A 25182-nucleotide genomic window follows, 5' to 3' on the forward strand; every position below is an offset into this window, starting at 1 on the left:
CCGCGAAGCGGAGAGGGTGTCCAGAGGGCGTAGCCCTTTGGCCGCCGGAGGCATATTCATCCTCCGCCTTTCTCCCTTCTTCTCGGATGCTATCTCAACTCCAACCTAGCAGCTGCCGCCAGCCGCGCCTTCCTTCACCACGTCCTGCTGCACTTCGTAGATCTCGCGCAGAATCTTGGGAACGTCGTAGGTCATCTTCCAGTTGGGGTAGTGCTCCTCGAACTTCTTCAATCCAGAAACCCACCAGATGTGGTCGCCGATGCGGTTGGTCTCGTCGTATTCGTAGTTCATCTTCTTGCCGGTGATGCCTTCGCACATGTCGATGGCTTCGGCCATGGAGCAGTTCGAGTAGCGGCCGCCGCCGATGTTGTACACTTCGGCCACGCGGGGCTTCTCGAAGAAGTGCCACAGGGAGTTGACCAGGTCGTAGCTGTGGATGTTGTCGCGGACCTGTTTGCCCTTGTAGCCGTAGATGAAGTACTTCTTGCCGGTGATGCAGCAGCGCATGAGGTAGGACAGGAACCCGTGCAGCTTGGTGCCGGAGTGGGCGGGGCCGGTGAGGCAGCCGCCGCGGAACACGCCGGTGTTCAGGCCGAAGTAGCGGCCGTATTCCTGCACCATCACGTCCGCCGCCACCTTGGACGCGCCGAAAAGGCTGTGCTTGGTCTGGTCGATGGACATGGTCTCATCGATGCCGCCTTCCCACTTGTGGCCCTTTTCGATCTCGAAGCGCTTGTCCAGCTCCACCAGGGGCAGGTAGTTGGGCGTGTCGCCGTAGACCTTGTTGGTGGAGGTGAAGATGAACACGCCCTGGGGGCAGTGCTGGCGGAAGTTCTCCATCATGACCATGGTGCCGTTGGCGTTGACGGTGAAGTCCATGTAGGGGTCCGAGGCGGCCCAGTCGTGCGAGGGCTGGGCTGCGCAGTGGATCACGGCCTTGATGGACGAGCCGTAGCGCGCGTAGATCTTGCTGATGGCGTCGTGGTCGCGGATGTCGGCGTCGTAGTGGGTGTAGTTCTTGAGGTCCTGCTCCAGGCGGTTGCGGTTCCACTCGGTGGAGGCGTCCTCGCCGAAGAAGGTCTTGCGCAGGTTGTTGTCGATGCCGACGATGTCGAAACCCTTTTCAGCGAAAAAGCGGACGGTTTCGGAACCGATCAGACCGGCCGAGCCGGTAACAATGGCGACTGACATGAAGTAGCTCCTTGAAGAGAAGTTGGGGGCGCTGCCCCCAAACCCCCGGCAGGGCGTTGCCCTGCACCCACCAGGGGGATGATCCCCCTGGACCCTCAACGGGGTGGGTTGTTATCGTTTGAATTTATCCAGTACGAACATAAAGCCGACTAAAAACCGTAGGAAATACATCCCGAAAGCCAGGCGCGGATGGGAGAGGAGCCTCTTCCAGCGGCCTGATTCCAGAAAGACGCCGAAAAATCTGTAGGGCAGCCCGAACTGGCGCTTGATGTCTGGGTCGTTCGCGGGCCATTTGGCGATGTAGGCCTCGAAAGAGCCGCCGTAGTAGGTCTTCTTGGTGAGGTAGCGCCAGAGGTCGAAGGCGGCCTCGTTATGGAAGAGCAGCGGAGTGTCGTCCTGGGCGAGGCGCTCGTATCCGGTGAGGGCCGGGACCATGCCGTGGCCCGCCGGGCTGGTGGATGCAGCGCAGCCGCAACCGGCAGAACAGGCCTTGGGTGACGGGGCGTCGGGCAGCACGGACACATAGGCGTCCACCCGGTCGAAATCGTAGGTGCTCAGAACGCCCACGGGGCCGTGGTCGCGCATGTGGCGGTCGAAGTCCCAGTCTTCCGGGCCGGTGAGGCTCTCGTCGAAGCCGCCGGTGGCGGCGAAGGCCTCGCGGGTGAAGATGCGCACGCAGTCGATGACCGTGCCGTCGTAGAAGCTGCGCTCGAAGCGGCGCACCGAGGGGAAGAAGCCCTTGCCCAGCACGATCTCCGGTATGTAGAGCGCGCAGAGCCGCTCGCGGCGCATCTTGACGACGCAGCTGCCGATCACGGAGGAGGAGAGGATCATGTCCGCGTCCAGGAACATGAACAGATCGCCTGTCGCCTGGGCGAAGCCGAAGTTGCGCTGTGCGCTGCGCTCGGGGCCTTTGTCGAAGACCTTGTCGGTATAGCGCGAAGCGATGGCAACGGTGTCGTCCGTGGACTTGTTGTCCACGACGATGATCTCGATCAACTCCGGCGGGTAGCCCTGGGCCTTGATGGAGTCCAGGCAATTGCCGATGTTGCGGGATTCGTTGCGGGTGGTGACGACGACCGAGACGCGCTCAGAATTCATGACTCGTGCATATCTCCAATGAAACGGCCAAACCCCCTCTCTCGGGGGTCCGGGGGAAATCATTTGACTCGGGCCGTCCTGGCCCTCGCCCTTCGGGCGCTGCTGCGCAGCGTCCAATTGCGCTATCCTGCGCAATTGTCCCCCGGCGGGTGCAGGGCAGCGCCCTGCCGGGGTCCGGGGCAGAGCCCCGGCGGGGTGTGGGGCGGAGCCCCACCTAACTATTTCTTACACTCCGCGCAGCCCTTCCTGTTGTTCAACAGGTGGCCGATAAGCTTCCCGCCAGCGCGATAGAAGAAGGCGATATCGTCCCAGCTTCTGATGGAGAGAATCTTGCGCAGCAGGAAGGCCGGGGTCAGGGCGGCCTTATACAGTTCGTTCTTGAATTGCAACACGTCTTCGTTGGAGATGGGCGATTTCCACACGCTCTGGCGCATGTCGTAGTCTTCCCAGTTCTCCGTGGTCAGCCAGCCTTCCTTCTTGGCCTCGGCGAACAGCGGCGTGCCGGGGTAGGGCACCACGATGGTGGCCTGGAGCGTGTCCAGATAGCCCTGGGTGAACATGCGCTTGGCGAACTCGATGGTGGAGCGGGCGTCGGCCATGGTCTCCCAGGGATAACCCACCATGGTGGTGATGTGCGGGGCCAGTCCGGCCTTCTTGCACATGCGCAGCGTCTCCTCGATCTGGGCGACCTTGATGCCCTTCACCAGCCGGTCCAGGGTGGACTGCACCACGGACTCAAGGCCGATGAGGATGAAGCGGAAGTTAGCGGCCTTCAGGAGGTTCCACTGCTCCTGCGACAATGCGCCCACGCGCATGTTGCAGCCCATGACCACCTTCTTGTGCAGGCCGCGCCGGATCATGCCGTTGCAGAAGTCTTCGAGCCACTTGCCCTTGGGGAAGCAGCCGGAATCGTCGAAGATTTCCTTCACGCCCATGGCCACGAGCTTCTCGATCTCGTCCAGGTGGCGCTCAACGGACACGGTGCGGTAGTTGCGGCCCGGATACAGGGTGGTCCAGGAGCAGAAGGTGCACTTGCCCCACCAGCAGTCGCGCCCTGCGTAGACGTAGGTGCCGGGGGTGTATTTGAAGTTGCCGTTCTTGTAGGCGTAGAGCTCCCACTTGGTGAGCGTGCGGTCGATGTAGGGCAGCTTGTCCAGGTCGTGTTCCAGCGAAGCCGGACCGGTGTCTTTTATCTCGCCGTTCTCGCGGTACCAGATGCCGCCGGGCATTTCGGGCGACTTGCCGGAGAGGAAATCGGCCAGATCGGCCAGCATGAAGTCGAAGTCTCCGCCCGCGATGACGAAATCCACCGGGCAGTTCTCCATGGTCTCGCGGGGCAGGGCGGTGACGTGGTCGCCCATGAGCACGAGCTTGCTGTCAGGCAGGGCGCGCTTCAGCTCCTCCACGATCTTCCAGTGGCGCTTGATGACCGGAGTCTTGGACTCCATGGCGATGAGCTCGGGCTTCTCGCGCAGGATCCGGGCCATCCAGTCGGCGTAGGACAGCTCTTCGGCGATGCCGTCGTCCCAGAAGACCTGGTGCCCGCGCGACTGGCAGAGGCTGGCCGCGTAGGAGGGCACCATGGGATAGATGTAGGTGGGGTTGGTGAACCACTGGAACTGACGGTTCTGGGACAAAAGCGCGACGCCCTTGGACGATTCCAGGGGCGGATAGGACACGGATAGTTTCATTTATCTGCCGAGTGTGCTCTTTAAATCGGTTGAGAACCAGCCGCGCAGGAAGCGCCAGCCGTACCAGATATGGGTGAGGACGATGTAGGGCACGGCGGCCAGGGTCACGTCCAGGGGTTCGTGGCGCAGGATGTTGGCCGCAGCCAGAACCAGGGCCGCGCCGTAGAGATACAGGCCCGCCGAGTATACGGAGCAGGGCAGGATGAAGAAGCCCAGCACCAGAAACAGCAGCCAGAACGTGGGCATGAAATAGGGCAGGCGGCGCGAGGTGTCGGGGTAGTTGCGCGCGAAGTGGCCCCGGTGCGCGCCGTAGTTGCCGATCTGGCGCAGGTGCTTGCACAGGCCTTCGCGCCTGTGGTGCCACACCAGCATCTCCGGCAGATAGAGGATCTTGCCGCCGGTCTTGGCGACAAGGTCCATGCAGAACTTGGTGTCCTCGCCGGGCCAGTAGGCGTTGTCGAAGCCGCCCGTCTCCAGGAAGGCGTCGCGACGCACCAGGAGGTTCACGGTGGGCCAGTCGTCCACGAAGCGGCGCGGGGGCAGCGGCAGGTAGCGCTGGGGGAAGCCGCCCGAGAAGCGCGACAGGAACACCGCGCCCGAAGCCCTGGCCCAGAAGGGGTCGGAGGCCGGGGTCTGGGCCGGTCCGCCCACGGCCACCACGCCGGGCTCGCGCTCGAAGGCCTGGAGCGCGTAGGTCAGCCAGTAGGGCTCGGGGTAGGCGTCGTCGTCGATGAAGGCCAGATACTGGCCGGAGGCGAACTCCGCGCCCTTGTCGCGCTTGATGGCCGGGCTCACCGCGCCGGTGGGCAGGATGCTCACCGAGGGGTGCGCGTACACGCCCACGGGGTTGGGCATGGCCGCGTCAGGCAGCAGGATGACCTCGTAGCGGGTCTCCTTGAGCTCGAAGATGTGCCGCAGGCATTCCTCGACCAGGAGGCCCGGTTCCTTGAAGGGGATGATGATGGAAAACAGGGGGGTGTCGGCCATGGTCTACTCCCAGCGTCCCGCGCGTTCGCGGATGATGTACAGCGGCCTTTGCACCACTTCGGTGTGGATGTGCCCGATGTAGAGCGACACCATGCCCAGTCCGCAGAGCACGATGCCGATGAGGAAGGTGTTGAACACGGTGAAGAAGGCCATGGGGGTGTAGTTGGCCCCCCAGATCAGGTTGCCGATCATCATGAAGGCCAGGCACAGGAGCGACACGCCGATGATGGTCAACCCCAGATAGCCCGTGAAGCGCAGCGGCAAGAGCGAGAAAGAGGTGAAGCTGTTCACAGCCAGGTTGAACAGTTTCTTGAAGGAATAGCCCACTTGCCCGGTGTCGCGCGCAGGGGCCACGAAGGGGATGTAGGTCTTCCTGAAGCCCATCCAGTCGATGAGGCCCCGGAACATGCGGGTGCGCTCGGTGAACTTCAGGAGCGTGCGGACCACCTTCTTGTCCAGCAGCCGGAAGTCCGTGCTGGAGGGCGGGATGTCCAGGTCGGAGAAGCGGGTCATGACCCAGTAGAAGGCCCTGGAGCCCAGCTTCTTCATGGGCGAGTAGTCGGCCACGGCCTCGCGCACGGTGGCCACCATCTCGTAGCCCTCCTCCCACTTGGCGGTGAGGGTGGGGATGAGCTCCGGCGGGTGCTGGAGGTCCGCGTCGATGCAGATGACCGCGTCCACGTCAGGGCAGAGCTCCACGCCTGCGGTCAGGGCCATCTCCTTGCCGAAGTTGCGCGAGAGCATGAGCCCCTTGACCCGCTCGTCGCGCGCGGCGATCTCCTGGATCTTCTCCCAGGAGTCGTCGGGGCTTCCATCGTCCACCATGATGATCTGCCAGCCGTAGGGCAGCGATTCGAGGACATCCTTGAGGCGGGCGTAAAGGGCGTCGAGTCCCCGGGCTTCGTTGAAGACAGGGACCACGACGGCCAGGTTCTTGCGGGTGGATTCAGGCATGGACGCATATCGAGAGCGGACCCGCTGAAAAAAAGCATGACGCGGTCCGGTCGGGCCGCGCCCCTGTGGACGACGCCGGGCATCGTCGCGGGCTTTTTCGGGGGCGTTCTTCTCGAACTCTCCTTGAGGGACGTTTTACGATCGTACAGGGCGGCGAAATGGGTCCGGAGGGAGGCGTCTCCCTCCGGACCCGGGCGTCTTATTTTCTTTTCAGGAACCAGTCAAAGTATTCGATGGTCTTCTTCAGGCCGTCGGCCAGCTTGACGGTGGGCTCCCAGCCCAGGGCGCTTTTGGCCAGGGTGATGTCCGGCTTGCGCTGCCTGGGGTCGTCCGAGGGCAGGGGGCGGTATTCGATCTTGGACTTGGAGCCGGTGTACTCGATCACCAGCTTGGCCAGTTCCAGGATGGTGAACTCGCCGGGGTTGCCCAGGTTCACGGGGCCGGTGAACTCGTCGGGGGTCTTCATGGAGCGCACGAAGCCGTCGATCAGGTCGTCCACGTAGCAGAAGGAGCGGGTCTGCTGGCCTTCGCCGTACACGGTGAGGGACTGGCCCTGCAGCGCCTGCACGATGAAGTTGGACACCACGCGGCCGTCGTTGGGGTGCATGCGCGGCCCGTAGGTATTGAAGATGCGCACGACCTTGATCTTCAGGTTGTGCTGGCGGCGGTAGTCGAAGAAGAGCGTTTCGGCGCAGCGCTTGCCCTCGTCGTAGCAGGAGCGGAAGCCGATGGGGTTGACGTTGCCCCAGTAGGACTCCGGCTGCGGATGGATGGAGGGGTCGCCGTAGACCTCTGAGGTGGAGGCCTGCATGATCTTGGCGCGCACGCGCTTGGCCAGACCCAGCATGTTGATGGCGCCGTGCACGCTGGTCTTGGTGGTCTGCACCGGGTCGAACTGGTAGTGGATGGGCGAGGCCGGGCAGGCCAGGTTATAAATCTCGTCCACCTCGATGTAGAGGGGGAAGGTGACGTCGTGTCGCATGAGTTCGAAGCTGGGGTTGTCCAGCAGGTGCTGGATGTTCAGCTTCGAGCCGGTGAAGTAGTTGTCCAGGCACACCACTTCGCAGCCTTCGGACAGCAGGCGCTCGCAGAGGTGGGAACCGAGGAAGCCCGCGCCGCCGGTGACGAGCACACGTTTATTCAGGTGCATGACGGATGATCCTTTCTGGGTGATATGAAACGGTCCTTGCCGAACGCCTGTAATCCCCTTTGGGGTGAATGTAAATCAGCTTGGGGGCCGCGAATACCCGGCAAGCGCCCTCAATCCCTCGTACACTCCTGGCAGGCCGGAGAGCAGCCCGTAAAGGCCCAGCGCCGAGAGCCCCCCGGAGAGCCCCGCCCCGTGGGCCGCGTCGACATGGGCGTGCGCCCCCTCCCAGATCTCCCACGCGCCGCCGCACAGCATGAGCGCCCCGGCGACGGCCTGCACGCCGGGGTTTTTCACGGCGCGGTCCAGCCAGAAGGGCAGGGGAAAACGCTCCGGCAGGGCCGCGCGCTCGCGGTCGATGCGTTTCGCGCCCTTGTACAGGGCCAGAAACGCGTTCAGCGCCGGAGCCAGACCGAAGGCCACGGCCCCGGAGGCGCTGCCCAGCAGGGGCAGGGCGCGCCCGGACACGGCGATGTCCACCAGGTCCGCCGCTCCGGCCCCCATCAGGATGAGGCCCATGGCCAGGTCCACGGCGTGGGAGTGGGTCATGCGGTCCAGGACGTTAAGGGCCGGGCGCAGGGTGACGCCCTGGAAGGCCTTGTCCGCGATCTCCAGGCCCAGGAACATGCCCGGCAGCGACCGCAGGACCAGCGCCGCGCCCAGTGTGGCCGCAGCGTGGGGCATCATGGAGCCGGTGTTGGGCATGCGCACCAGGATCACGTCGCGGATCTCCATGAGGCCCGCAGCCAGGAGGACCAGGCCCACGGCCAGTTCCGCACAGGGAGAGTCGAGCAGGCGACGCAATGTGTTCATGGGTGTGTCTTGGCGGCCGGGGCGGACCCACGGTTTTACGGTTGTGGAGAGGCGAGGGCCTTTCTGCACCGGGACGCCGCAAGAGCGCAAGACGTTCGAAAGCGCGCTCTACATTTTTGTAGGACTTTGTTCCAATTGTTCACATGCTCCTCTTGCCTGACTTCGGTCAGTGGAGTATGAAATTGTCACGACTTGAAGTCTGTAGCATTCAGCCGGAGTATGTCATGCAACGTCCCAGGCCCGCAGCCACCGCCCTCCGTTTGCGTTCCGCAACAGTGTCGGCAGTGCTGCTGGCGATGCTGGCGTGCGCTCCGCTTTCGGCTCGGGCCGACGGGCTGAGGCTCGGCGGTACCGGCTCCGGCACGGTGCTCCTGAGGGTGCTCGCCGAAGAGTACTGCGCTGCGCATCCTGCCGAGCAGGTGGACGTCCTGCCCTTCTCGCTGGGAACGGGCGGAGGCGCTCGCGCCCTGGCCGCAGGCAAGATCGACCTCGCGATCCTCGGGCGTCCTCTGGCGGACGACGAGAAGCAGGAGGGCTTGCGGGTGTCCGCCTGGGCGCGCACGCCGCTGGTGCTGGCCACATCCGACGGAGAGCTGGCGGGCGGCCTGAGCGTCGCCCTGCTGGTGGACATCCTCAGGATGCGGCGCACCACCTGGGACGACGGGTCGAGAATACGCCTGGTGCTGCGCATTCCCCAGGAAACCGACACCATGCTCCTGGCCGGCCTCTCCCCGGAGCTGAAGCGGGCCCTGGACGCCTATCTTTCGAGCCCTGGCGCGGTGGTGGCGGACACGGACGTGGACGCCATCGATCTGTTGGCCCGCACGCCCGGATCGCTCGGGACCACCACGCTGGGTCTGGCCGCGCTGCGGGGCAGCCACATTTCTCCCTTGTCTTTCGAGGGCGTGACGCCAAGCCTGAAGACCCTGGCCGAGGGGAGCTACCCGCTGGCCAAGGAGCTCTATCTGATGGCCGGGGACAAGCCGTCCCCCCAGCTCGCCCGCTTCACGGCCTGGCTGGTTTCCCCCGCAGTGGCGCAGCGCCTGCGGGAGCTTGAGCACGAGCCACTCTTTCCATGAACGCCATCCCGCCGATCAGCTACGCCGGTCTGCCGCGAATCATCGCGCTGTACGTGTTCGTGTTCATGGCCGTGGCCCCGCCCCTGGCGGTCTGGTACATTGAAAGCGAACGGAGCGTGCAGTCCCTGGAGACCGAGGCGCGGATACTGTCCGTGACCGTGTCGCGGGTGATCGCCCGCAATCCCGGATACTGGAACCTCATCCCGGAGCGGCTGGCCTACGTCATCCGCGACGTCATGCCGCCGGGTCGCCATCTCGACATCTCCGACGAGTCCCGAACCACCGTCCTGAGCGTGGGGGAGCCGCCCGGCGCGCCCGTCATCAGCTGTTCGCAGCGCCTGTTCGACCGCGACGAGGTGGTGGGCACACTCACTCTTCGCGGGACCCTGCGCGATGTGCTGGTGGACACGGTGGTCACGGCGGTGTTGTCCCTGGTGTTCTCGCTTGGCACGACCATCGTGCTGTGGCGCAGGGTACTGCTGGTCATGCGCGAGGCGGCGCTCCACGTGCAGCAGAGCCGCGAACGCTTCCAGCGCCTGACGGAACTCTCCAACGACGGCTACTGGACCATGGACGCGGGGCTGCGTTTCACGGCCCTGTCCGGCGGCATGGAACGGATCGGGCTCGGCATGGACGCGGCGGGCGGCAGGCAGCTTCAGGAGATCCCCTTCTCGGGCAACCCGGCGCCGCTTGCGCGCCTGTGCGAGGCGCTCCGCAGCCGCGCGGTGTTCCAGCACGAGCCGCTGTGCCTGGACGCCGCCGGGCAGATCCACTGGATTCTGCTGAGCGGGGAACCCCTGTACGACCATGCGGGCGTTTTCCTGGGCTACCACGGCACGGCCACGGACGTCTCCGAGCGCATCCGCATGCAGGACGCGCTGGTGCAGTCAGAAAAACTGGCCAGCGTGGGCCAGCTCGCGGCGGGCATGGCCCATGAGATCAACAACCCCCTGGGCGGCATCCTGCAAAGCGTCCAGGTGATTCAGCGAAGGCTCGATCCGCAGCGCCAGCCCAACCTGGACGCGGCCCGTGAGGTCGGCTGCGGTATCGATTCGGTCCGGGCGTATCTCGCGCAGCGCCGCATCCTCGAAATGCTCGACAACATCGACGGCGCAGGCAGAAAGGCCGCAAAGGTGGTGGCCCACCTGCTGGAGTTCAGCCGCAAGAGTTTCGAAAACAGGACGCGCGAAGACCTGATCAGGATCATGGACGACGCGGTGGCTGTCTGTGGCGTGTGGTCCCTGCAGGGCGGCGGTGATTTCCTGCGCGACGTTGAGATCGTGAAGGACTACCGGAGCGCAGCCCTCCCTGTGCTCGGCTCCAGGGGGGAACTGGAGCAGGTGCTGGTGATCATCATCAAGAACGCAGCCCAGGCCATGCAGGGAAAATCCTACGGGGAAAAGCGGCCACGGCTCACCCTGAGGGCCTTCGAGCGTGAGGGCAGCGCCTTCCTGGAGATAGAGGACAACGGGCCGGGAATGGACGCGGCAGTGCGAAAACACGTGTTCGACCCGTTCTTCACCACCAAAAGGCCCGGCGAGGGCACGGGCCTGGGGCTGTCCGTGGCGTACTACATCGTCACCAACAACCACGAAGGCGGCATGGCCGTGGAGTCCACGCCGGGAGAGGGGACGACGTTCACCGTGCGGATTCCGCTCAGCCCGCAGTAGCGGGGGGAACTGTCGAAAGAGCAAACGCCGGTCCAGGCGGGCGAAGCGCCCCAGCCTGAACCGGCGTCGTATCTTCTATGCGGCGTCGCCGCGTCAGCGAACTACACCCAGAACAACCCGCTCCATTCCCCTTCGTCGATGCGCTCCGGCTCCGGCATGCCAAGCGCCGTGTAGGCCAGCGCCACGGCAGGGGCCTGGGTGGTCAAAATGCCGGACAGGATCAGCGCCCCGCCGGGCTTCAGGTGCTTGGACAGCACCGGGGCCATGTCGATCAGCGGCTGGGCCAGGATGTTGGCCACGATGCAGTCGAAAGTCATGTCCGGCGAGAGGCTCTCCAGTCCGCCCACGGCCAGGAGCACCGGGGCGTCCGGCTGTCCGGAGGGGGGCAGGCCGTTCAACTCCAGGTTCTCGGCGGCGCAGAGCACGGCCTGGGGGTCGATGTCCAGGGCCAGGCCGGTGCAGCCGAGCTTCACAAGGCCAATGGCCAGGATGCCCGAACCCGTGCCCAGGTCCAGAAAGCTCATGCCCTTTGTCAGGCGTCCCGACTCCACCAGCCGCGCGATGCCGCCCAGGCACAGGGCCGTGGTGGCGTGGTGGCCGGTGCCGAAGGCCATCTTGGGCTCGATGATGATGGGCTCCAGGCCGTGGTGGTCGGCGTCGGCGAGCCAGGGCGGCACGATCTCGAAGCGCCCGCCGATGTCGATGGGGGTGAAGAATTCCTTCCAGGCGGCGGACCAGTCCTGCTGCTCCAGGGATTCCACTGCCAGCGTGGCCATGGGCCACTGGGAGGCGGCGTAGCTGGCGATGATCTCCGCCAGGGGGGACTGGGGCTCCAGGTAGAAGCGGAAGGTGACGTCGCGGGTGGCGGGGGCGGTGAGCTCTTCCCATCCCTGGAGCGAATTGCCGGACAGCCATGCGGAGATGTCCTCGCCGATGGTTTCCAGTTTCTCCTCTCCGAGGGTTCCGGGGAGGGTGAGTTCGACTTTCAGAAGCTTTGACATGATGCGATCCTTACGAAAAGGGCCGGACCCCATGGCCCGGCCCCGGCGTTGATGTATTGTCAGGCGTTTAGACGTTGCCCAGCACGTCGCCCAAGGCCCTGGCGAAGCGCTCCAGGTCCTTTTGCTCGATGACCAGCGGCGGCAAAAGGCGCAGCACGTTGCCCTGGGTCAGGTTCAGGATGAAGCCCAGCCTGATGAGCTCCTCCCACACCTTCTGTTCTTTCCCGGATACGTCCTGCCCAAGCTCGACACCGATCATGAGCCCCAGGCCGCGCACCTGTGCGATCTTTCCGGGCATGGCCGCGGCCAGGTCCTCGAACAGGGCCATGGCGAAGTCGCCCATGCGCGCGGCCCGTTCGGCCAGCCGGTCGCGCGTCATGATCTCCAGGGTCTTGGTGGCGGCTGCGGCCACCACGGGGCCGCCCCCGAAGGTTGTGGCGTGGCTGCCCGGCTGGAATCCGGCGGAGACCGCTTCGGTGGCCATGATGGCCCCCATGGGCAGGCCGTTGGCCAGGGCCTTGGCCACGCTGACCACGTCGGGCGTAAGCCCGTAGTGCTGGTGCGCCCACCATTTGCCGGTGCGGCACAGCCCGGTCTGGATTTCGTCCACCATGAACAGGACCCCCTGCTCGCGGCACAGGGCCTGGACGCCTTTCAGGTACTCTTCGGGGAAGGGTTTCACGCCGCCCTCGCCCTGGATGATCTCCAGGAGCACGGCGGCGGTCTTTCCGGTCATGGCGGCCTTCAGGGCCTCCAGGTCGCCCGAGGGCACGGTGACGAAGCCTTCGGGCAGGGGGTGGAAGCCCTCCTTGACCTTGTCCTGGCCGGTGGCGGTCAGGGTGGCCAGGGTGCGCCCATGGAAGGAGTTGGTCAGGGTGATGACCTCGTGGCGCTCTTCGCCCCGGACCACGTGCATGTAGCGCCGGGCCAGCTTGATGGCGGCCTCGTTGGCTTCCGCGCCGGAGTTGCAGAAGAAGACGCGCCCGGTCCGACCGCTTTGGCCGTCAGCCTGGGGCCAGGTGGCCAGCAGGGCCTCGGCCAAGTCCACCTGGGGCTCCTGGAAGAAGAGGTTGGACACGTGCACCAGCTCGCCCGCCTGTTTGGCGATGGCTGCGGTGACCTCGGGGTGGGAGTGGCCCAGGTTGGCCACGGCGATGCCCGCCAGCAGGTCCAGGTATTCGCGTCCGTCCAGATCGAAGAGGGTGCAGGCCTTGCCCCGGTCCAGGGCCAGGGGGTAGCGGCCGTATGTATTCATGACGGACTTCATGGTCCGGTCTTTCAAGGCTTCGAATTTCTCGCTCATTTCATCCTCTCAAATACAGTTACGCCATTGCGGCGCAACGGTCCCGTTACATTCGCGTAGCTATAGGGGATTCCAAAGGGACTTGTCCCTTTGGCCGCCGGAGGCTTTCTTCCGTCGGCCCTGTCCGGCTCACTGCGGATTCGCGCCTACACCTTGCCGGTGTGGCCGAAGCCGCCGCCACCTCGGCAGGTTTCGCCCAATTCGTCCACCACATCCAACCGGGCCTGCCGGAAAGGCATGACGACGAGCTGGGCAATACGCTCTCCCCGCGCGACGGTCTTGTGAGTTTCTGAGGTGTTCAGGAGCCACACCACGATCTCGCCCCGGTAGTCCGGGTCGATGACGCCCACGCCCTGGGCCACGGTGAGGCCGTGCTTGGCCCCGAGGCCGGAGCGCGAATACACGAACCCGGCCAGCCCCGGTTCGCAGATCTCGATGGCAAGCCCGGTGCTGAAGGCGTGGCGCGCGCCGGGCGCGATGTCCACGGAGGGCTCGTCCATGGCGGCGCGCAGGTCGATGCCAGCCGAGCCTGGGGTGGCCTGCTCCAGGGGGAATTCCTGCCAGACGGGATGGAGGTGTTTCACCTTCATGCGCACCGGCGGGGATATGGGGGCGCTGGGGGCGTAAAAACTGGAATCTGTGAGGCTCACGGCTGCTCCTTGAAGACGAAGGCGTCAGGTTCCAGTAGCGTTTTTGCCCGCAGGGCAAAAGGAAAAAATCTCAGGCATTCGCGAACGGTTTTGGATTCCTTGCCATTTCCGTCGAGGACTGGCATGGTGTCCACGCTGAAACTCTTTCATAAGGAACGCCCATGCAGCCCTTACGCGTCTACAGCGTCGTGCCCAAATTGCCTCCCAAGCTGAAGCCCCTGTGGGAGCTGGCATACAACTGCTGGTTCTCCTGGAACAACGAGATAACCGAGCTGTTCGCCCAGGTGGATCAGAAGCTCTGGCGCGAGTGCGAGAACAACCCCGTGGCGTTTCTCAACAGGCTGCCCCAGCGCACCCTGGAGACCCTGGCCGGGGACCAGTTCTTCCAGGACCGCCTGAACGAACTTCGCAGGAACCTGGAGCACTACCTCTCCAAGACCGCCACCTCCATCCCCTTCCCGGAAGGCGACAACTCCGAGCCGGTGATAGCGTATTTCAGCCTGGAGTACGGCGTATCCAAGGCGCTGCCCATCTATTCGGGGGGCCTGGGCATCCTGGCGGGCGACCACCTGAAGTCCGCGAGCGACCTGTCGCTGCCCCTGGTGGCCATCGGCATCGCCTACCAGCAGGGCTACTTCCGCCAGTACCTGACGCCCGACGGCTGGCAGCAGGAGCGCTACCCCATCTACGACTTCGAGCAGATGCCCATGACCCCGGCCCTGGACGCCGAGGGCAAGCGCATGCTGGTGGCCGTGGACCTGAAGGGCGACCGCATCTTCGCCCAGGTCTGGAAGGTGGCGGTGGGGCGCATCAGCCTGTTCCTTTTGGACACCAACATCGCGGAGAACCAGCCCCAGTTCAAGCAGATCACCACGCGCCTGTACGGCGGCAACCTGGAGATGCGCCTGTGGCAGGAGATTCTGCTTGGCATCGGCGGCATCAAGGTGCTGGACATGCTGGGCTACAAGCCCAAGGTGATTCACATGAACGAGGGGCACTCGGCCTTCGCGGGCCTGGAGCGCATCCGCCGTTTCATGGAAGACTCCAAGCTGACCTTCGAGGCCGCCGCCGAGTTGGTGGCCTCCTCATCGATCTTCACCACGCACACCCCGGTCCCGGCGGGCAACGACCGCTTCCCGCCGGACCTCATGCAGCCCTATTTCGAGGATTACGCCCGCAAGCTCGGCCTGGCCTGGAAGGTGTTCCTGGCCCTTGGCCGCGAAGACCCCAGGAACGACGCCGAACCCTTCTGCATGACCGTGCTGGCGCTGCGGCTCTCGCGCATCAGCAACGGCGTGTCGCAGCTGCACGGCTACGTGTCGCGCAACATGTGGAAGCGCGTCTGGCCCCAGTATCCCGTGGAGGACGTGCCCATCGGCGCGGTCACCAACGGGGTGCACGCGCCCTCCTGGGTGGCCCCGGACATGGCCGTGCTGTTCGACCGCTACATGGGCTCCAACTGGCGGGAAGATCCGGATTGCGCCCGCGTTTTCGAGCAGACCGAGGCCATCTCCGACTCCGAGCTGTGGCGCACCCATGAGCGCCTGCGCGAGCGGCTGGTGGACTACGTCCGCCGCAAGCTCCACGACCAGCTCCTGGCGCGCGGCGCCAAGCGCAAGGAGCTCCAGATGGCCGAGGAGGTCCTGGACCCCCAGGCCCTGACCATTGGCTTCGGACGCCGCTTCGCGACGTACAAGCGGGCCACGCTGATTCTTTCGGACCAGGAACGCCTGATCAAGATCCTGTCCGAGTCGCCGCGCCCGGTGCAGTTCATCTTCGCGGGCAAGGCCCACCCCCAGGACAACGAGGGCAAGAAGCTCATCCAGCAGCTGGTTCAGCTGTGCGAAACCCCGGAGTGCCGCTACAGCATGGTCTTCCTGGAAGACTACGACATGGAGGTCGCCTCCTACATGTACCAGGGCTGCGACGTGTGGATGAACACCCCGCGCCGCCCGCTGGAAGCCTGCGGCACCTCTGGCATGAAGGCCATGATGAACGGCGTGCTGAACTTCTCCACGCTGGACGGCTGGTGGGCGGAAGCCTGGAAGCCCGACAACTCGCTTGGCTACGCCATCGGCCTTGGCGAGGACTACGAGGACGCCCAGTACCAGGACTTCGTGGAATCCCAGACGCTCTACAACGTGCTGGAGAATGAAATCATCCCCACCTTCTACGACCGGGGACACGGCAACCTGCCGCGCACCTGGATCAGGCGCATGAAGGACTCCCTGAAGACGCTCGGGCCGGTGTTCTCCTCCCACCGCATGGTGGAGGACTACGCCAAGGTGGCCTACGGCCCGGCCATCGAGAACTACAACAGGCTGGTCAAGAAGGACTTCGCCGCCGCCAAGGACCTGGCCCAGTGGCGCATGGACATGATGACCAAGTGGTCCAGCCTGAACATCCGCAACGTCAAGGCCACGGAGCCGCAGCAGGTGTTCGTGGGCGAGCCCATCGTCATCACCGCCGAGATCAGCCTGAACGGCATCAGGCCCCAGGACGTGCGGGTGGAGGTGTACTCCGGCCCGGTGGACTTCGAAGGCAAGTTCACCCAGCGCCTGACCACCATCATGCAGCCCGGCGGCAACGTCGAGGACGGCTGGCAGGAATTCAGGGGCGAGGTGATGCCCATCGAGGCCGGACGCTTCGGCTTCACGGTGCGCATCCTGCCGCATCACCCGCTGCTGCTGGATTCCCACTCGCTTGGCCTCATCAAGTGGGCGGACATGGGCTAGGGCGCGTTCGCCCCGGCATGATCATCGAGCGGCGGGGTTTCGGCCCCGCCGCTTTTTTAAAACTTGCCGTGGGTGAGGCCCAGGATGCCGATCACGATCAGGTAGACGGCCACGATATAGCTCAGGAGCCTGGGCATGATGAGGATCAGGATTCCGGCCAGCAGGGCGACGATGGGCTGAAGGGCAAAGTTGGTCAGCATGGTTTGTTCCTTTGGCGGGCGGCGCGATGTTAAGGGCGGGACAGCCCGGAGGCGATGCGCGCCTGACCTGTCTCATACAATTCTGTATGCGCGTGGGGGAGGGAACACAAGTTCAAAAACAGGAAGGCGAACTTCGTCTGGGGCGCGCATGGAGCGCGGCGGATCATGCAAATCAAAACGGCGCGGGGCATACGCCCCCGCGCCGTTTTGATTTCGCGGGCCTTTAGCTGACGGACATCACGAACTGCTTGAACCCTTCCAGCTGCGGCAGGAAGTTGTCCTCCGGGGACAGGATCACGGCCAGGATCAGGTCGTTGCCCCTGGGCAGGATGGACACCGCCATGTTGTGGTAGTGCGGGATGGAGACCATCTTGGTGTTCGCCTCGCGCCCCTTGTCGTCGCCGCCCACCGGAGGCCCGGTGTCCAGCTCGATCTTGCGGCGCTCGATCTTGATGTATTTGTACACGCTGATGGGCTTCTGTCCGCTTTTCGACTCCACCACCTCCACACCCAGGGATTCAGCCAGGGCCGCCTGCTGGAAGTGCTTCTCCAGCTGGGCCAGCACCGCCTTGGGGTCGGACTTGCCCGCAGCGCCGGGCAACACGAAGATTCTTCCTTCCACGCCGGGGCCGGTGATCGCGGTCGCGCCGGAGGCGTTGGCCAGCATGTTGCCGGGCGCGTTCAGGGTGACCATGGGGCCGGCGGCCTGGATCATGAGCGAGTCGGCCAGGGCGGAGGCGGTCTTATTCCCGTTCTTGTCCTTGCCTTCCAGCACGGTGATGTTGGGATTGCTGGCCAGGGCGACCTCCCTGATGGTGGGGACTCTGCCCGTTGACCACGTGTTGGGGATCATGCAGACCGCGCCGCCGATGGTAAGCGGCACGCAGGCGATGGCTGTGGTCTGGTCACTCTTCTCCTCGGCGCTCTTCTTGCCCTTGGGGGCGGGCTTTTCCGCCACCACGCTGGCCTTGGCGGACTTGGGCTTCTCCTGCGCTGCCTGCTCCATTGCGGGGAGCTTGTGCTGGGCGTCGATGTCCTGCACGGCCTTCTGGACAAGACGCTGGGTGACGGTGGAGAGCTGGAGCCCGCCGGCCTGAGAGGTGTCGAAGCCCATGAATCCCGAGAGTTCCTTGGAGATCTGGGCCTTGTCCGAGAACTGGCCTTCGTGGAGGCGCGCCCCGGTGCTTCCGTCGAGCACGCTGTAGCGCAGGGTGAGGGTCCATTCCCGGTGCTCCTCGGCGGAGCTGATGGAGGAAAAGGCGGCGCTTCCGGCCTTGGCCCCAAGGTCGCCCAGGAGCATGCTGCCCATGAGGGCTCCGGCCATCCCGGCCATCTGCTTGTCGAGCTGCTTGAACCCGGTCGAGCGCGGGACCACCTCGATGATGTCGAAGCGCACCAGCCACCTGGGCGGGGCCATCTTGTACTTCTTGAACTTGGAGAGCACCGACGAGTCGCCGAGGTTGGCGGCCACTGCGATCTCCTGGAACATGGCGGGCTGGTCAGTCCTGTCGAGAACCTTGAAGTTGCTCTTGCCCATTTCCGATTCGGCGAAATCCCGCAAGGCGGAGGGGGATACCCGCGCCAGGTATTCGTAGCTCGGCGTGGTGATGGCGCCCGGAATGACCATGACGGTCGGGCCGGCCTGCCCCGCGTTGGCGTACTCCACGCTCTGGTAAACGTTCTGCTGGGCTATTTCGTTCGCCTTCTTCGATGCCGTCACGCATCCGCCGGAAACAGCCAAAGCCAAGACAAGCAGACAGGTCGCCAATCGCCGCATGGTATCCTCCTTGGATGGAAATGAGCCTTCTCCGATTTGAAAAATGACTATGCGTGAGTATTTTTCCAAAACCAAGTAGGAAAGCGGGATGTGTGGGTTCGTGAAACCCGCTGTTTGTCGGATAACCGTTGTGAAAGGGCTTTGCGCGGCGCAGTCCGGCGGCTCGCGGGCTTGAGCTTGAGCGTCGTTTTCGTATAGAGCCAGTTTAAGAGGAGCAGCCGCCCATGTTCGAATACCTTCGCCGCCGCAGCCAGACCGCCGGACGTCCGCCCGGATCACCCATGTATGTGGGCGTGGAGCGCTCCGACCCCGTCAGCGTGGAGATGATCACCTACGACGCGGGCGGGGCCGAATCCGTGAGGCCCAAGAAGCTCAGCGAGTGCGCCTGCTTCGAGGACGGCCCCAAAATCACCTGGATCAACATCGACGGCCTGCACGACATGGGCATCGTCAACCAGGCCGCCCAGATCTTCAAAATCCATCCCCTGGTGCTGGAGGACATCGTCCACACCGGCCAGCGTCCCAAGATGGAGGAGCTGCGCGACGGGGGCCTGTTCGTCATCGTGAAGATGCTGGTCTACAACGAAGAGGAACGCAGGGTTGAGGATGAACAGGTCAGTTTCATCCTGGGCAAGCACTACCTGCTCACGTTCCAGGAGCACGCCGGGGGCGACGTGTTCGAGGACGTGCGCAAGCGCATCATGGCCCAGAAGGGGCGAGTGTGCACCCTGGGGCCGGACTACCTGATGTATGCCCTGCTGGACGCCATCGTGGACCACTACTTCGTGGTGCTGGAGCGCATGGGCGACGACATCGAGGAAATCGAGGAGCAGCTCCTGGCCGCGCCCAAGCCAAAGCATCTGGAGGCCCTGCACGAACTGCGGCGCGAGGCCCTGTATCTGCGAAAGTACATCTTTCCCATGCGCGAGGTTGTGGCAAAACTGGAGATGGGCGGGCACGAACTGGTGGCCGAGAACACGATCTTCTTCCTGCGCGACCTCTATGACCACACCATCCAGGTGATGGACACCGTGGAGACCTTCCGGGATATGCTGGCCAGCATGGTGGAGCTGTATCTCTCCAACATCAGCCTGAAGATGAACGAGATCATGAAAGTGCTGGCCATGTTCACCAGCCTGTTCACGCCGCTTACTTTTCTTGCTGGGCTCTACGGCATGAACTTCAAGAACATGCCGGAATTGGAATGGCAGTGGGGGTACTACGGCGTGCTCGGAACCATGGCCGTGACGGCTGTGGGGATACTGTTATTCTTCAGAAGGAAAGGCTGGATCGGGAATAAGGGCTAGGCGCCGAGCAGCGTCCGCAGGCGCTCAAGCCAAAGCCTGACGAACACTTCGCGCTCCAGAAGCCCGGCCAAGTCCGGCAGGCCCGCAATGCCGTGTTCGGCCAGCACCGACTTCCAGGAGCCGGGGCGGTCTCCGGCCAGGTCCTTGTGGGCGTGGCGTCCGGCCACGGTGAGCAGCGGGACCAGCCGCGCCGAGCGCACTCCGCACGACTCCAGGTCGCGGGCGATGGCCTGGATGGACAACGGGTCGCCGGGGTCGGCGGCCTCCAGCACGCCCAGGCGGGCCTTTGGCAATTCGGTCTTCAGGCGCTCGGCCAGCACGCGGTACAGGTCCTGGGCGTCGTGGGTGGTTCCGTGGCCCATCAGCACCACGGCCTCGCCCGGTTCGTCCTCACCCAGCGCCGCGGCCAGAGCCCTGGCCGCTGCGGGCGCGTCCTGCGGCCCGGCCAGAAGCGGCGCGCACATGGTCAGCCGCGCGCCTGCGGCGGCCGCGAATGCTTCCAGCGCCTCGCGCATCCTGTCGTAATCCGCCCCAGCGATCACATGGAGCGACTGCACCCGCAGGTCCAGTCCGGTCTTTCCGGCCAGACCGGCCAGCGTGTCCGCCAGTCCATAATTTGAATTCGCACCCGGATGGTTTCCGGGGCGCGGCGTGGCGGTATAGGCCATGCGCACGTCCAGGCCGGGATGCTCCCGGCGCACGCGCGCGGCGAACCCCTCCAGGGACTCGCGCGCCTGGGGGTGCGAGGAGCCGTGGGCGGCCAGGATGAGTATGGTTTCGGGCGTAGGCATGGGAGCAGGACCCCTAGCAGACTTCCCACCGCCAGCCAATGCCCGCTTTTCGGCCAGACGCCTTGACAAAATACCCCTGGGGGGTATCTTTCATGCACGGGCGCTGCGCAGCGCCCCCGGAGGATCGCATGGAATGCACGAAATGCAGCGGCGAGGCCTGCCCGCCGGACAAGAAGATGACGGCGCGCGTCAAGCGCATCGCCGGTCAGGTGGCGGGCATCGAGCGCATGCTGGAGGATCGCCGCTACTGCGTGGACATCTTGAATCAGATCGCGGCCGTGCGTTCGGCCCTGGATTCGCTCGGTATTGAGCTGCTCACCCGGCATCTGGAGACCTGCGTGCTGGGCCAAGGCAGCGGCACGGAACACGAGGACGCCAAACCCCTGACCCGCCAGGAGCTGCTGGACGAGGTCAAGACCGCGCTGTCGCGCTTTTTGAAATAGCCTGCCAGGCTTATGAGGGCCACCCCATGGAAAAAACCACCCTGCCCATTCGAGGCATGCACTGCGCCTCCTGTTCCAGCCGCATCGAGCGCGTGGTGGGCCAGCTGCCCGGCGTCGGGCAGGCCAGCGTCAACCTCGCCGCCGAGACAATGGAACTCCAGTTCGATCCGACAACCATCACGCTGCCCGAGGTGGCCGAGCGGGTAAAGCAGCTGGGCTTCGAGGCCGTGCTGCCCGAGCCCCCCGGCGCGATCCGCATGAGCCTGGGCGGCATGCACTGCGCGTCCTGCTCGCGGCGCATCGAGGCCGTGGTGGGCGGCATGGAGGGCGTTCGCGCCATGCGCGTCAATCTGGCCACGGAGACCGGCGAGCTGGAACTCTCTCCCGAAGGCCCGTCGCTGGAAGCGGTCATAGATCGCATCGCAACGCTCGGCTTCACCGCAGCCGTTCTGCCAGATGAGGACGAGTCCCGCTTCGAGACCCAGCAGCGCGAAGCGGCTCTTCGCCTGGAGGCCCAACGCCGTGCGCTCATCCCCCAGCTTGGCCTGGGGGCGCTCATCCTGCTGGTGGCCATGGGGCCGATGGTGGGCATGCCCCTGCCTGCGATCATCTCGCCGGACACGTCTCCCGCCGCGTATGCGCTCACGCAACTGGCGCTCACCGCGCCGCTTCTGTGGCTGGGGCGGCGCTTCTACCTGGACGGCGTCCCGGCGCTCCTGCGCGGCGGCCCCAACATGGACTCGCTCATTGCGCTGGGCACGGGCGCGGCCTTCCTGGCCTCGCTGTGGAGCACCCTGGAGATCCTGCTCCAGCACGGCGCGGACCACAAGGTCCACGAGCTCTACTACGAGTCGGCAGCGGTGATCATCGCGCTCATCTCGTTGGGCAAATATTTCGAGGCGCGCTCCAAGGCCAAGACCACCGAGGCCGTGAAGGCGCTCCTGTCCCTGGCTCCGGACACGGCCACGCGGCTCACCGACGCTGGTTCGGAAACCGTGCCCGTGAAGCTGGTGCGCCCTGGCGACCGCCTGCTGGTGCGCCCCGGCGAGCGCGTGCCTGTTGACGGTGTGGTGCTGGAGGGTGCGTCCGAAGTGGATGAGTCCATGCTGACCGGCGAGAGCCTGCCCGTGCCCAAGAACCCCGGCGACCCGCTGGCCTCGGGTACGCAAAACTCGCTTGGCGCGCTGACCATGCGCGCCGAGCGCGTGGGGCCGGACACGGTGCTGGCGCGCATCGTGCGGCTGGTGCGCGACGCGCAAGGCTCCAAGGCTCCCATCGCCAGTTTGGCCGACCGGGTCAGCCTGTATTTCGTGCCCACGGTCATGGCCCTGGCCGTGTGCGCGGCGGGCGCGTGGCTGCTGGCCGGGGAGGGCTGGCCCTTTGCGCTGCGCATCTTCGTGTCCGTCATGGTGATCGCCTGTCCGTGCGCCATGGGGCTGGCCACGCCCACGTCCATCATGGTGGGCACGGGGCGCGGGGCGGGCATGGGCGTCCTGATAAAGAGCGGGCAGGCCCTGGAGTCCGCAAGCGCCGTGTCCGCCGTGGTGCTGGACAAAACCGGCACCCTGACTCTTGGCCATCCCGTGGTGACTGACGTGCTGCCGGTTCCAGGCGAAACCAAGGACTTCCTGCTGGGCCGCGCCGCCGCCGTGGAGGCTTTGTCCGCGCATCCGCTGGGGCAGGCCGTGGTGCAGGCCGCCCAGGCGCGCGACCTGGACCTGCCTCCGGCGTCCGACGCCAAGGCCGTGCCCGGCCAGGGCGTGGAGGCGCACGTGCTCGGCGCACGGGTGCTGGTGGGGCGTCACGCCTGGCTTTCGGGCGAGGGCGCTGCCGTGCCTGCCGACCTGCTGGAGCAGGGCGAGCGGTTGTCCGCCGAGGGCAAGACGCCGCTCTACGTGGCCGAGGGAGGCCGGATGCTGGGCATCCTGGCCGTGGCCGACGCCCTGCGTCCGGAAGCGCCGCAGGTCATCAGGCAGCTTTCAGACATGGGCATCCGTGTGGTGATGCTCACAGGCGACAACCCGCGCACGGCGGCGGCAATCGCCGCCCAGGCCGGGGTGACCGAGGTGTTCGCGGAGGTCGCGCCAGAGGGCAAGGCCGCCAAGGTGAACGAGCTGAAGGCCCAGGGGCTGACCGTGGCCATGGTGGGCGACGGCATCAACGACGCCCCGGCCCTGGCCACGGCGGATGTGGGCATGTCCATGGGCACGGGCATCGACGTGGCCATCGAAACGGGCGACATCGTGCTCATGCGCGGGGACCTGCGCGGGGTGGTCACGGCGCTGAAGCTGGCCAAGGCCACGGTGCGAAACATCAAGCAGAACCTGTTCTGGGCGTTCGCCTACAACGTGCTGGGGATTCCCGTGGCAGCCGGGGTGCTGTACGCCTTCGGCGGGCCGACGCTCTCGCCCATGATCGCAGGAGCGGCCATGGCCATGAGTTCGGTGTCGGTGGTGAGCAACGCGCTGCGGCTGCGCTTCTTCAAGGGGTGATGGGCAGCGTACACTTCAGTAGAGGTCAAGAAACGTGATGAGCAGACATACTAACCACACTATTCTCGAAAAAGACGGTGTACCCGCCTTCGTCGTCGTGCCTTACGAAGAATATCTCGAATTGTTGGGGGAACAGGACGACGACCTGCTTCTTCCCCATGAGGTGGTCGTGGCGCACGGCGTGGACGGCAAGAGCCTTGTCCGGGCTTGGCGCGAATACAAGGGGCTGACGCAGGCCGATGTCGCGACGCGCCTTGGAATCAGTCAGTCGGCGTATGCTCAGATGGAGCGGCCCGATGCGAACCTGCGCAGGGTGACGCTTGCCAAGTTGGCGGGGGCGCTGGGCGTTGAGATAGGCCAACTCCGGCTATAGCCAGACCGGCGCGTCCTGCGTGCGCGCGTCGCCGCCTGCGTCGCCGGTGTTCACGGTGCTGGCCGGTTCTATCAGCATGATGCGCACCTCTTCCGGGGCAAACGGGCAGTGCTCAACGCCGCGCGGGATGGCGATGGCCTGGCCTGCGTCCAGCCACACGTCGCTGTCGCGGAACTTTATGCACAGCCTGCCGGAGAGCACCACGAACATCTCGTCCTCGGCCTCGTGGGCGTGCCAGACGAATTCGCCCTGGATGCGGGCGAGCTTGACGTAGGTGTCGTTTATTTTCGCGGCCACGCGCGGCGACCAGAGGGCGTCGATGGACGCGGCAGCGGGGAGGAGGTCGATTGGCTTCATGATGTGGTCTCCGGTGCGGTGGAGCAGCGCTTTATCGTGTCTTCGTAATCTTCCTGATTGACGATGACGACCTGCTTGCCCTTGCAACGGGTGATGATGCAGGGATCGTGGTCGTCGCAGACGCGGTCCATGATTTCGGAAAGCTTGGCGCGGGCGGTGGAGTAGGTGGTGGCGTTCATGGTTTATGAATTTGCCTTTTATGTTAAGATTCGCCGCATGATAAACAGCCTACATTGTCAGCCAAAACATTTCCTTTGCAATCACCTTCTCCGCACTTTTCTCTCTTCACTGGGGAATATTGAAGGCACATAAAACAATAAACATTTGTTGAAGTGGGAGTGTTGGGCTTAAGCACAGCAAACAGCGGTGTGTCTTCACCCATTCCTGAGGTGCGACTATGGCAACTTGGGCATATATAGAATCTTGATTTCTTGCTAACTTGAAAGAATTGTTTCATTTCAGAGTCTGTAAGGATTGATTTTACGTAGCTACACTCGGTAATTACTCTGTCGTTATAATATTCATCATGATCAATAATAGCCCATGGTCTGGTAGAGAGGTACTCCATTCTTCTTAAAAACCATTCACCTGGGTTTGAAAGTGTGTCGTTTGTAATAAGTATGTCTCTGATTATGCTATTTACTTCAAAGCGCAAGTTGTTGTCTATCGAGTGCATTATTTTGTTTCGCTTTCTGCTTGTAGACATAAAGAAGCTAACAAAACTTTCATCGAGCTTGATTGGGAGAAAAGTGTTGTGTATTTTTACTAAATCTCCAGTGTCGACTGTTTTAAAATCTGAAAAATAAACGTCTCCTTTGTCGCATCCTTTTGGCCAGTCTTTAGGCTGGGATAAGATGAGCAAGTGCGGGTTTACGCTAGCAATTTTCCCTTTTATCAAAAAGCTAATGCCTTGGTGTGTTAGCGTTACTGAGGTAGATAACTCGTCACTTGCTGCACGCCAGTAGTCAACTTCTCCTGAAGCATCCTCAAACATGTCTTGATCTTTCGCAAGTTTATAGTATTCTATGAGTTCGAATACGTTGTTCCATGCTTGGTTCAGTAGGCTTATCCCAGTTCTGAAAAAATCTTCAGCAGTAGGAACCTCTAGAATCATGGAATT

Annotated in this window: 24 protein-coding genes; 7 read left to right on the plus strand and 17 right to left on the minus strand. The window is 64.1% G+C overall.

Going from position 1 to position 25182, the window contains the following annotated elements; translation table 11 throughout:
- Positions 1 to 105: 105 nt before the first annotated feature.
- From G453_RS0106595 to G453_RS0106625, 7 genes are all read right to left on the minus strand, one after another.
- A complete protein-coding gene (locus G453_RS0106595) occupies positions 106 to 1191 on the minus strand; it encodes an NAD-dependent epimerase/dehydratase family protein (protein WP_027190411.1) in 1086 nt (361 codons plus the stop codon).
- A gap of 111 nt (positions 1192 to 1302) precedes the next feature.
- On the minus strand, positions 1303 to 2292 hold the full coding sequence (locus G453_RS0106600) for a glycosyltransferase (RefSeq protein ID WP_027190412.1): 990 nt from the start codon (positions 2290 to 2292) through the stop codon (positions 1303 to 1305).
- Positions 2293 to 2510: 218 nt separating this feature from the next.
- On the minus strand, positions 2511 to 3983 hold the full coding sequence (locus G453_RS28570; RefSeq protein WP_027190413.1) for a B12-binding domain-containing radical SAM protein: 1473 nt from the start codon (positions 3981 to 3983) through the stop codon (positions 2511 to 2513).
- Positions 3984 to 4970 (minus strand): glycosyltransferase, encoded by a 987-nt coding sequence (locus G453_RS28575; RefSeq protein ID WP_027190414.1) that lies wholly within the window; start codon positions 4968 to 4970, stop codon positions 3984 to 3986.
- 3 nt (positions 4971 to 4973) lie between these two features.
- The gene (locus G453_RS0106615; protein ID WP_027190415.1) at positions 4974 to 5924 is read right to left on the minus strand and encodes a glycosyltransferase family 2 protein; all 951 of its coding nucleotides are present in this window, start codon (positions 5922 to 5924) and stop codon (positions 4974 to 4976) included.
- Positions 5925 to 6123: 199 nt separating this feature from the next.
- On the minus strand, positions 6124 to 7074 hold the full coding sequence (locus G453_RS0106620) for a UDP-glucuronic acid decarboxylase family protein (RefSeq protein ID WP_027190416.1): 951 nt from the start codon (positions 7072 to 7074) through the stop codon (positions 6124 to 6126).
- Positions 7075 to 7149: 75 nt separating this feature from the next.
- A complete protein-coding gene (locus G453_RS0106625; RefSeq protein WP_027190417.1) occupies positions 7150 to 7884 on the minus strand; it encodes a hypothetical protein in 735 nt (244 codons plus the stop codon).
- A 224-nt stretch (positions 7885 to 8108) separates the two neighbouring features.
- Between G453_RS0106625 and G453_RS0106630 the strand changes: the two genes are divergently transcribed.
- Both G453_RS0106630 and G453_RS26095 read left to right on the plus strand, forming a co-directional pair.
- Complete coding sequence (locus G453_RS0106630) at positions 8109 to 8963, plus strand: PstS family phosphate ABC transporter substrate-binding protein (RefSeq protein WP_027190418.1); 855 nt, start codon at positions 8109 to 8111, stop codon at positions 8961 to 8963.
- Positions 8960 to 10633, plus strand: coding sequence for a two-component system sensor histidine kinase NtrB (locus tag G453_RS26095; protein ID WP_051271873.1), 1674 nt, complete (start codon positions 8960 to 8962; stop codon positions 10631 to 10633). The genes G453_RS0106630 and G453_RS26095 overlap by 4 nt, the downstream gene beginning before the upstream one ends.
- Positions 10634 to 10734: 101 nt before the next feature.
- On the opposite strand, the gene G453_RS0106640 is transcribed toward G453_RS26095, so the two are convergent.
- The 4 genes from G453_RS0106640 to G453_RS27815 all read right to left on the minus strand — a co-directional run bounded on the left by G453_RS0106640 (position 10735) and on the right by G453_RS27815 (position 13721).
- Positions 10735 to 11634: a 50S ribosomal protein L11 methyltransferase gene (locus G453_RS0106640; RefSeq protein WP_027190419.1), complete on the minus strand. Its 900-nt coding sequence runs from the start codon at positions 11632 to 11634 to the stop codon at positions 10735 to 10737.
- A 67-nt stretch (positions 11635 to 11701) separates the two neighbouring features.
- Positions 11702 to 12937 (minus strand): aspartate aminotransferase family protein, encoded by a 1236-nt coding sequence (locus G453_RS0106645; protein ID WP_027190420.1) that lies wholly within the window; start codon positions 12935 to 12937, stop codon positions 11702 to 11704.
- A gap of 146 nt (positions 12938 to 13083) precedes the next feature.
- A complete protein-coding gene (dut, locus tag G453_RS0106650) occupies positions 13084 to 13527 on the minus strand; it encodes a dUTP diphosphatase (RefSeq protein WP_043644887.1) in 444 nt (147 codons plus the stop codon).
- 56 nt (positions 13528 to 13583) lie between these two features.
- Positions 13584 to 13721, minus strand: coding sequence for a hypothetical protein (locus tag G453_RS27815; RefSeq protein WP_156920833.1), 138 nt, complete (start codon positions 13719 to 13721; stop codon positions 13584 to 13586).
- A gap of 27 nt (positions 13722 to 13748) precedes the next feature.
- Between G453_RS27815 and glgP the strand changes: the two genes are divergently transcribed.
- Entirely contained in the window at positions 13749 to 16322 is a 2574-nt protein-coding gene (gene glgP / locus G453_RS0106660) for an alpha-glucan family phosphorylase (protein ID WP_027190422.1), read from the plus strand.
- Between the two features lie 56 nt (positions 16323 to 16378).
- On the opposite strand, the gene G453_RS27080 is transcribed toward glgP, so the two are convergent.
- The gene (locus G453_RS27080) at positions 16379 to 16522 is read right to left on the minus strand and encodes a DUF3096 domain-containing protein (protein ID WP_084502147.1); all 144 of its coding nucleotides are present in this window, start codon (positions 16520 to 16522) and stop codon (positions 16379 to 16381) included.
- A gap of 223 nt (positions 16523 to 16745) precedes the next feature.
- Complete coding sequence (locus G453_RS0106670) at positions 16746 to 18299, minus strand: hypothetical protein (RefSeq protein WP_027190423.1); 1554 nt, start codon at positions 18297 to 18299, stop codon at positions 16746 to 16748.
- 224 nt (positions 18300 to 18523) lie between these two features.
- On the opposite strand from G453_RS0106670, the gene corA reads away from it, so the two are divergent.
- Positions 18524 to 19606 carry a magnesium/cobalt transporter CorA gene (gene corA / locus G453_RS0106675; RefSeq protein ID WP_027190424.1) on the plus strand — a complete coding sequence of 361 codons (1083 nt, stop codon included), beginning with the start codon at positions 18524 to 18526 and terminating at the stop codon, positions 19604 to 19606.
- On the opposite strand, the gene G453_RS0106680 is transcribed toward corA, so the two are convergent.
- Positions 19603 to 20397, minus strand: coding sequence for a sirohydrochlorin cobaltochelatase (locus G453_RS0106680; protein WP_027190425.1), 795 nt, complete (start codon positions 20395 to 20397; stop codon positions 19603 to 19605). The genes corA and G453_RS0106680 overlap by 4 nt on opposite strands.
- 128 nt (positions 20398 to 20525) lie before the next feature.
- Between G453_RS0106680 and G453_RS0106685 the strand changes: the two genes are divergently transcribed.
- The 3 genes from G453_RS0106685 to G453_RS0106695 are packed head-to-tail and all read left to right on the plus strand — an operon-like array spanning position 20526 to position 23705.
- A complete protein-coding gene (locus G453_RS0106685) occupies positions 20526 to 20840 on the plus strand; it encodes a metal-sensitive transcriptional regulator (protein WP_051271876.1) in 315 nt (104 codons plus the stop codon).
- A gap of 26 nt (positions 20841 to 20866) precedes the next feature.
- Entirely contained in the window at positions 20867 to 23332 is a 2466-nt protein-coding gene (locus G453_RS0106690; protein WP_027190427.1) for a heavy metal translocating P-type ATPase, read from the plus strand.
- A 37-nt stretch (positions 23333 to 23369) separates the two neighbouring features.
- On the plus strand, positions 23370 to 23705 hold the full coding sequence (locus tag G453_RS0106695) for a helix-turn-helix domain-containing protein (protein ID WP_027190428.1): 336 nt from the start codon (positions 23370 to 23372) through the stop codon (positions 23703 to 23705).
- Here G453_RS0106695 and G453_RS0106700 read toward each other — a convergent pair.
- The 3 genes from G453_RS0106700 to G453_RS27820 are packed head-to-tail and all read right to left on the minus strand — an operon-like array spanning position 23700 to position 25176.
- Positions 23700 to 24062, minus strand: coding sequence for a cupin domain-containing protein (locus G453_RS0106700; protein WP_043644719.1), 363 nt, complete (start codon positions 24060 to 24062; stop codon positions 23700 to 23702). The genes G453_RS0106695 and G453_RS0106700 overlap by 6 nt on opposite strands.
- Complete coding sequence (locus tag G453_RS22760) at positions 24059 to 24241, minus strand: type II toxin-antitoxin system Phd/YefM family antitoxin (protein WP_051271879.1); 183 nt, start codon at positions 24239 to 24241, stop codon at positions 24059 to 24061. Before G453_RS22760 ends, G453_RS0106700 begins: the two co-directional genes overlap by 4 nt.
- A 23-nt stretch (positions 24242 to 24264) precedes the next feature.
- Positions 24265 to 25176 carry a hypothetical protein gene (locus tag G453_RS27820; RefSeq protein WP_156920834.1) on the minus strand — a complete coding sequence of 304 codons (912 nt, stop codon included), beginning with the start codon at positions 25174 to 25176 and terminating at the stop codon, positions 24265 to 24267.
- Between the last annotated feature and the right edge of the window lie 6 nt (positions 25177 to 25182).

It is taken from the genome of Fundidesulfovibrio putealis DSM 16056, from assembly GCF_000429325.1.
GTDB classification, from domain to species: Bacteria; Desulfobacterota; Desulfovibrionia; order Desulfovibrionales; family Desulfovibrionaceae; genus Fundidesulfovibrio; species Fundidesulfovibrio putealis.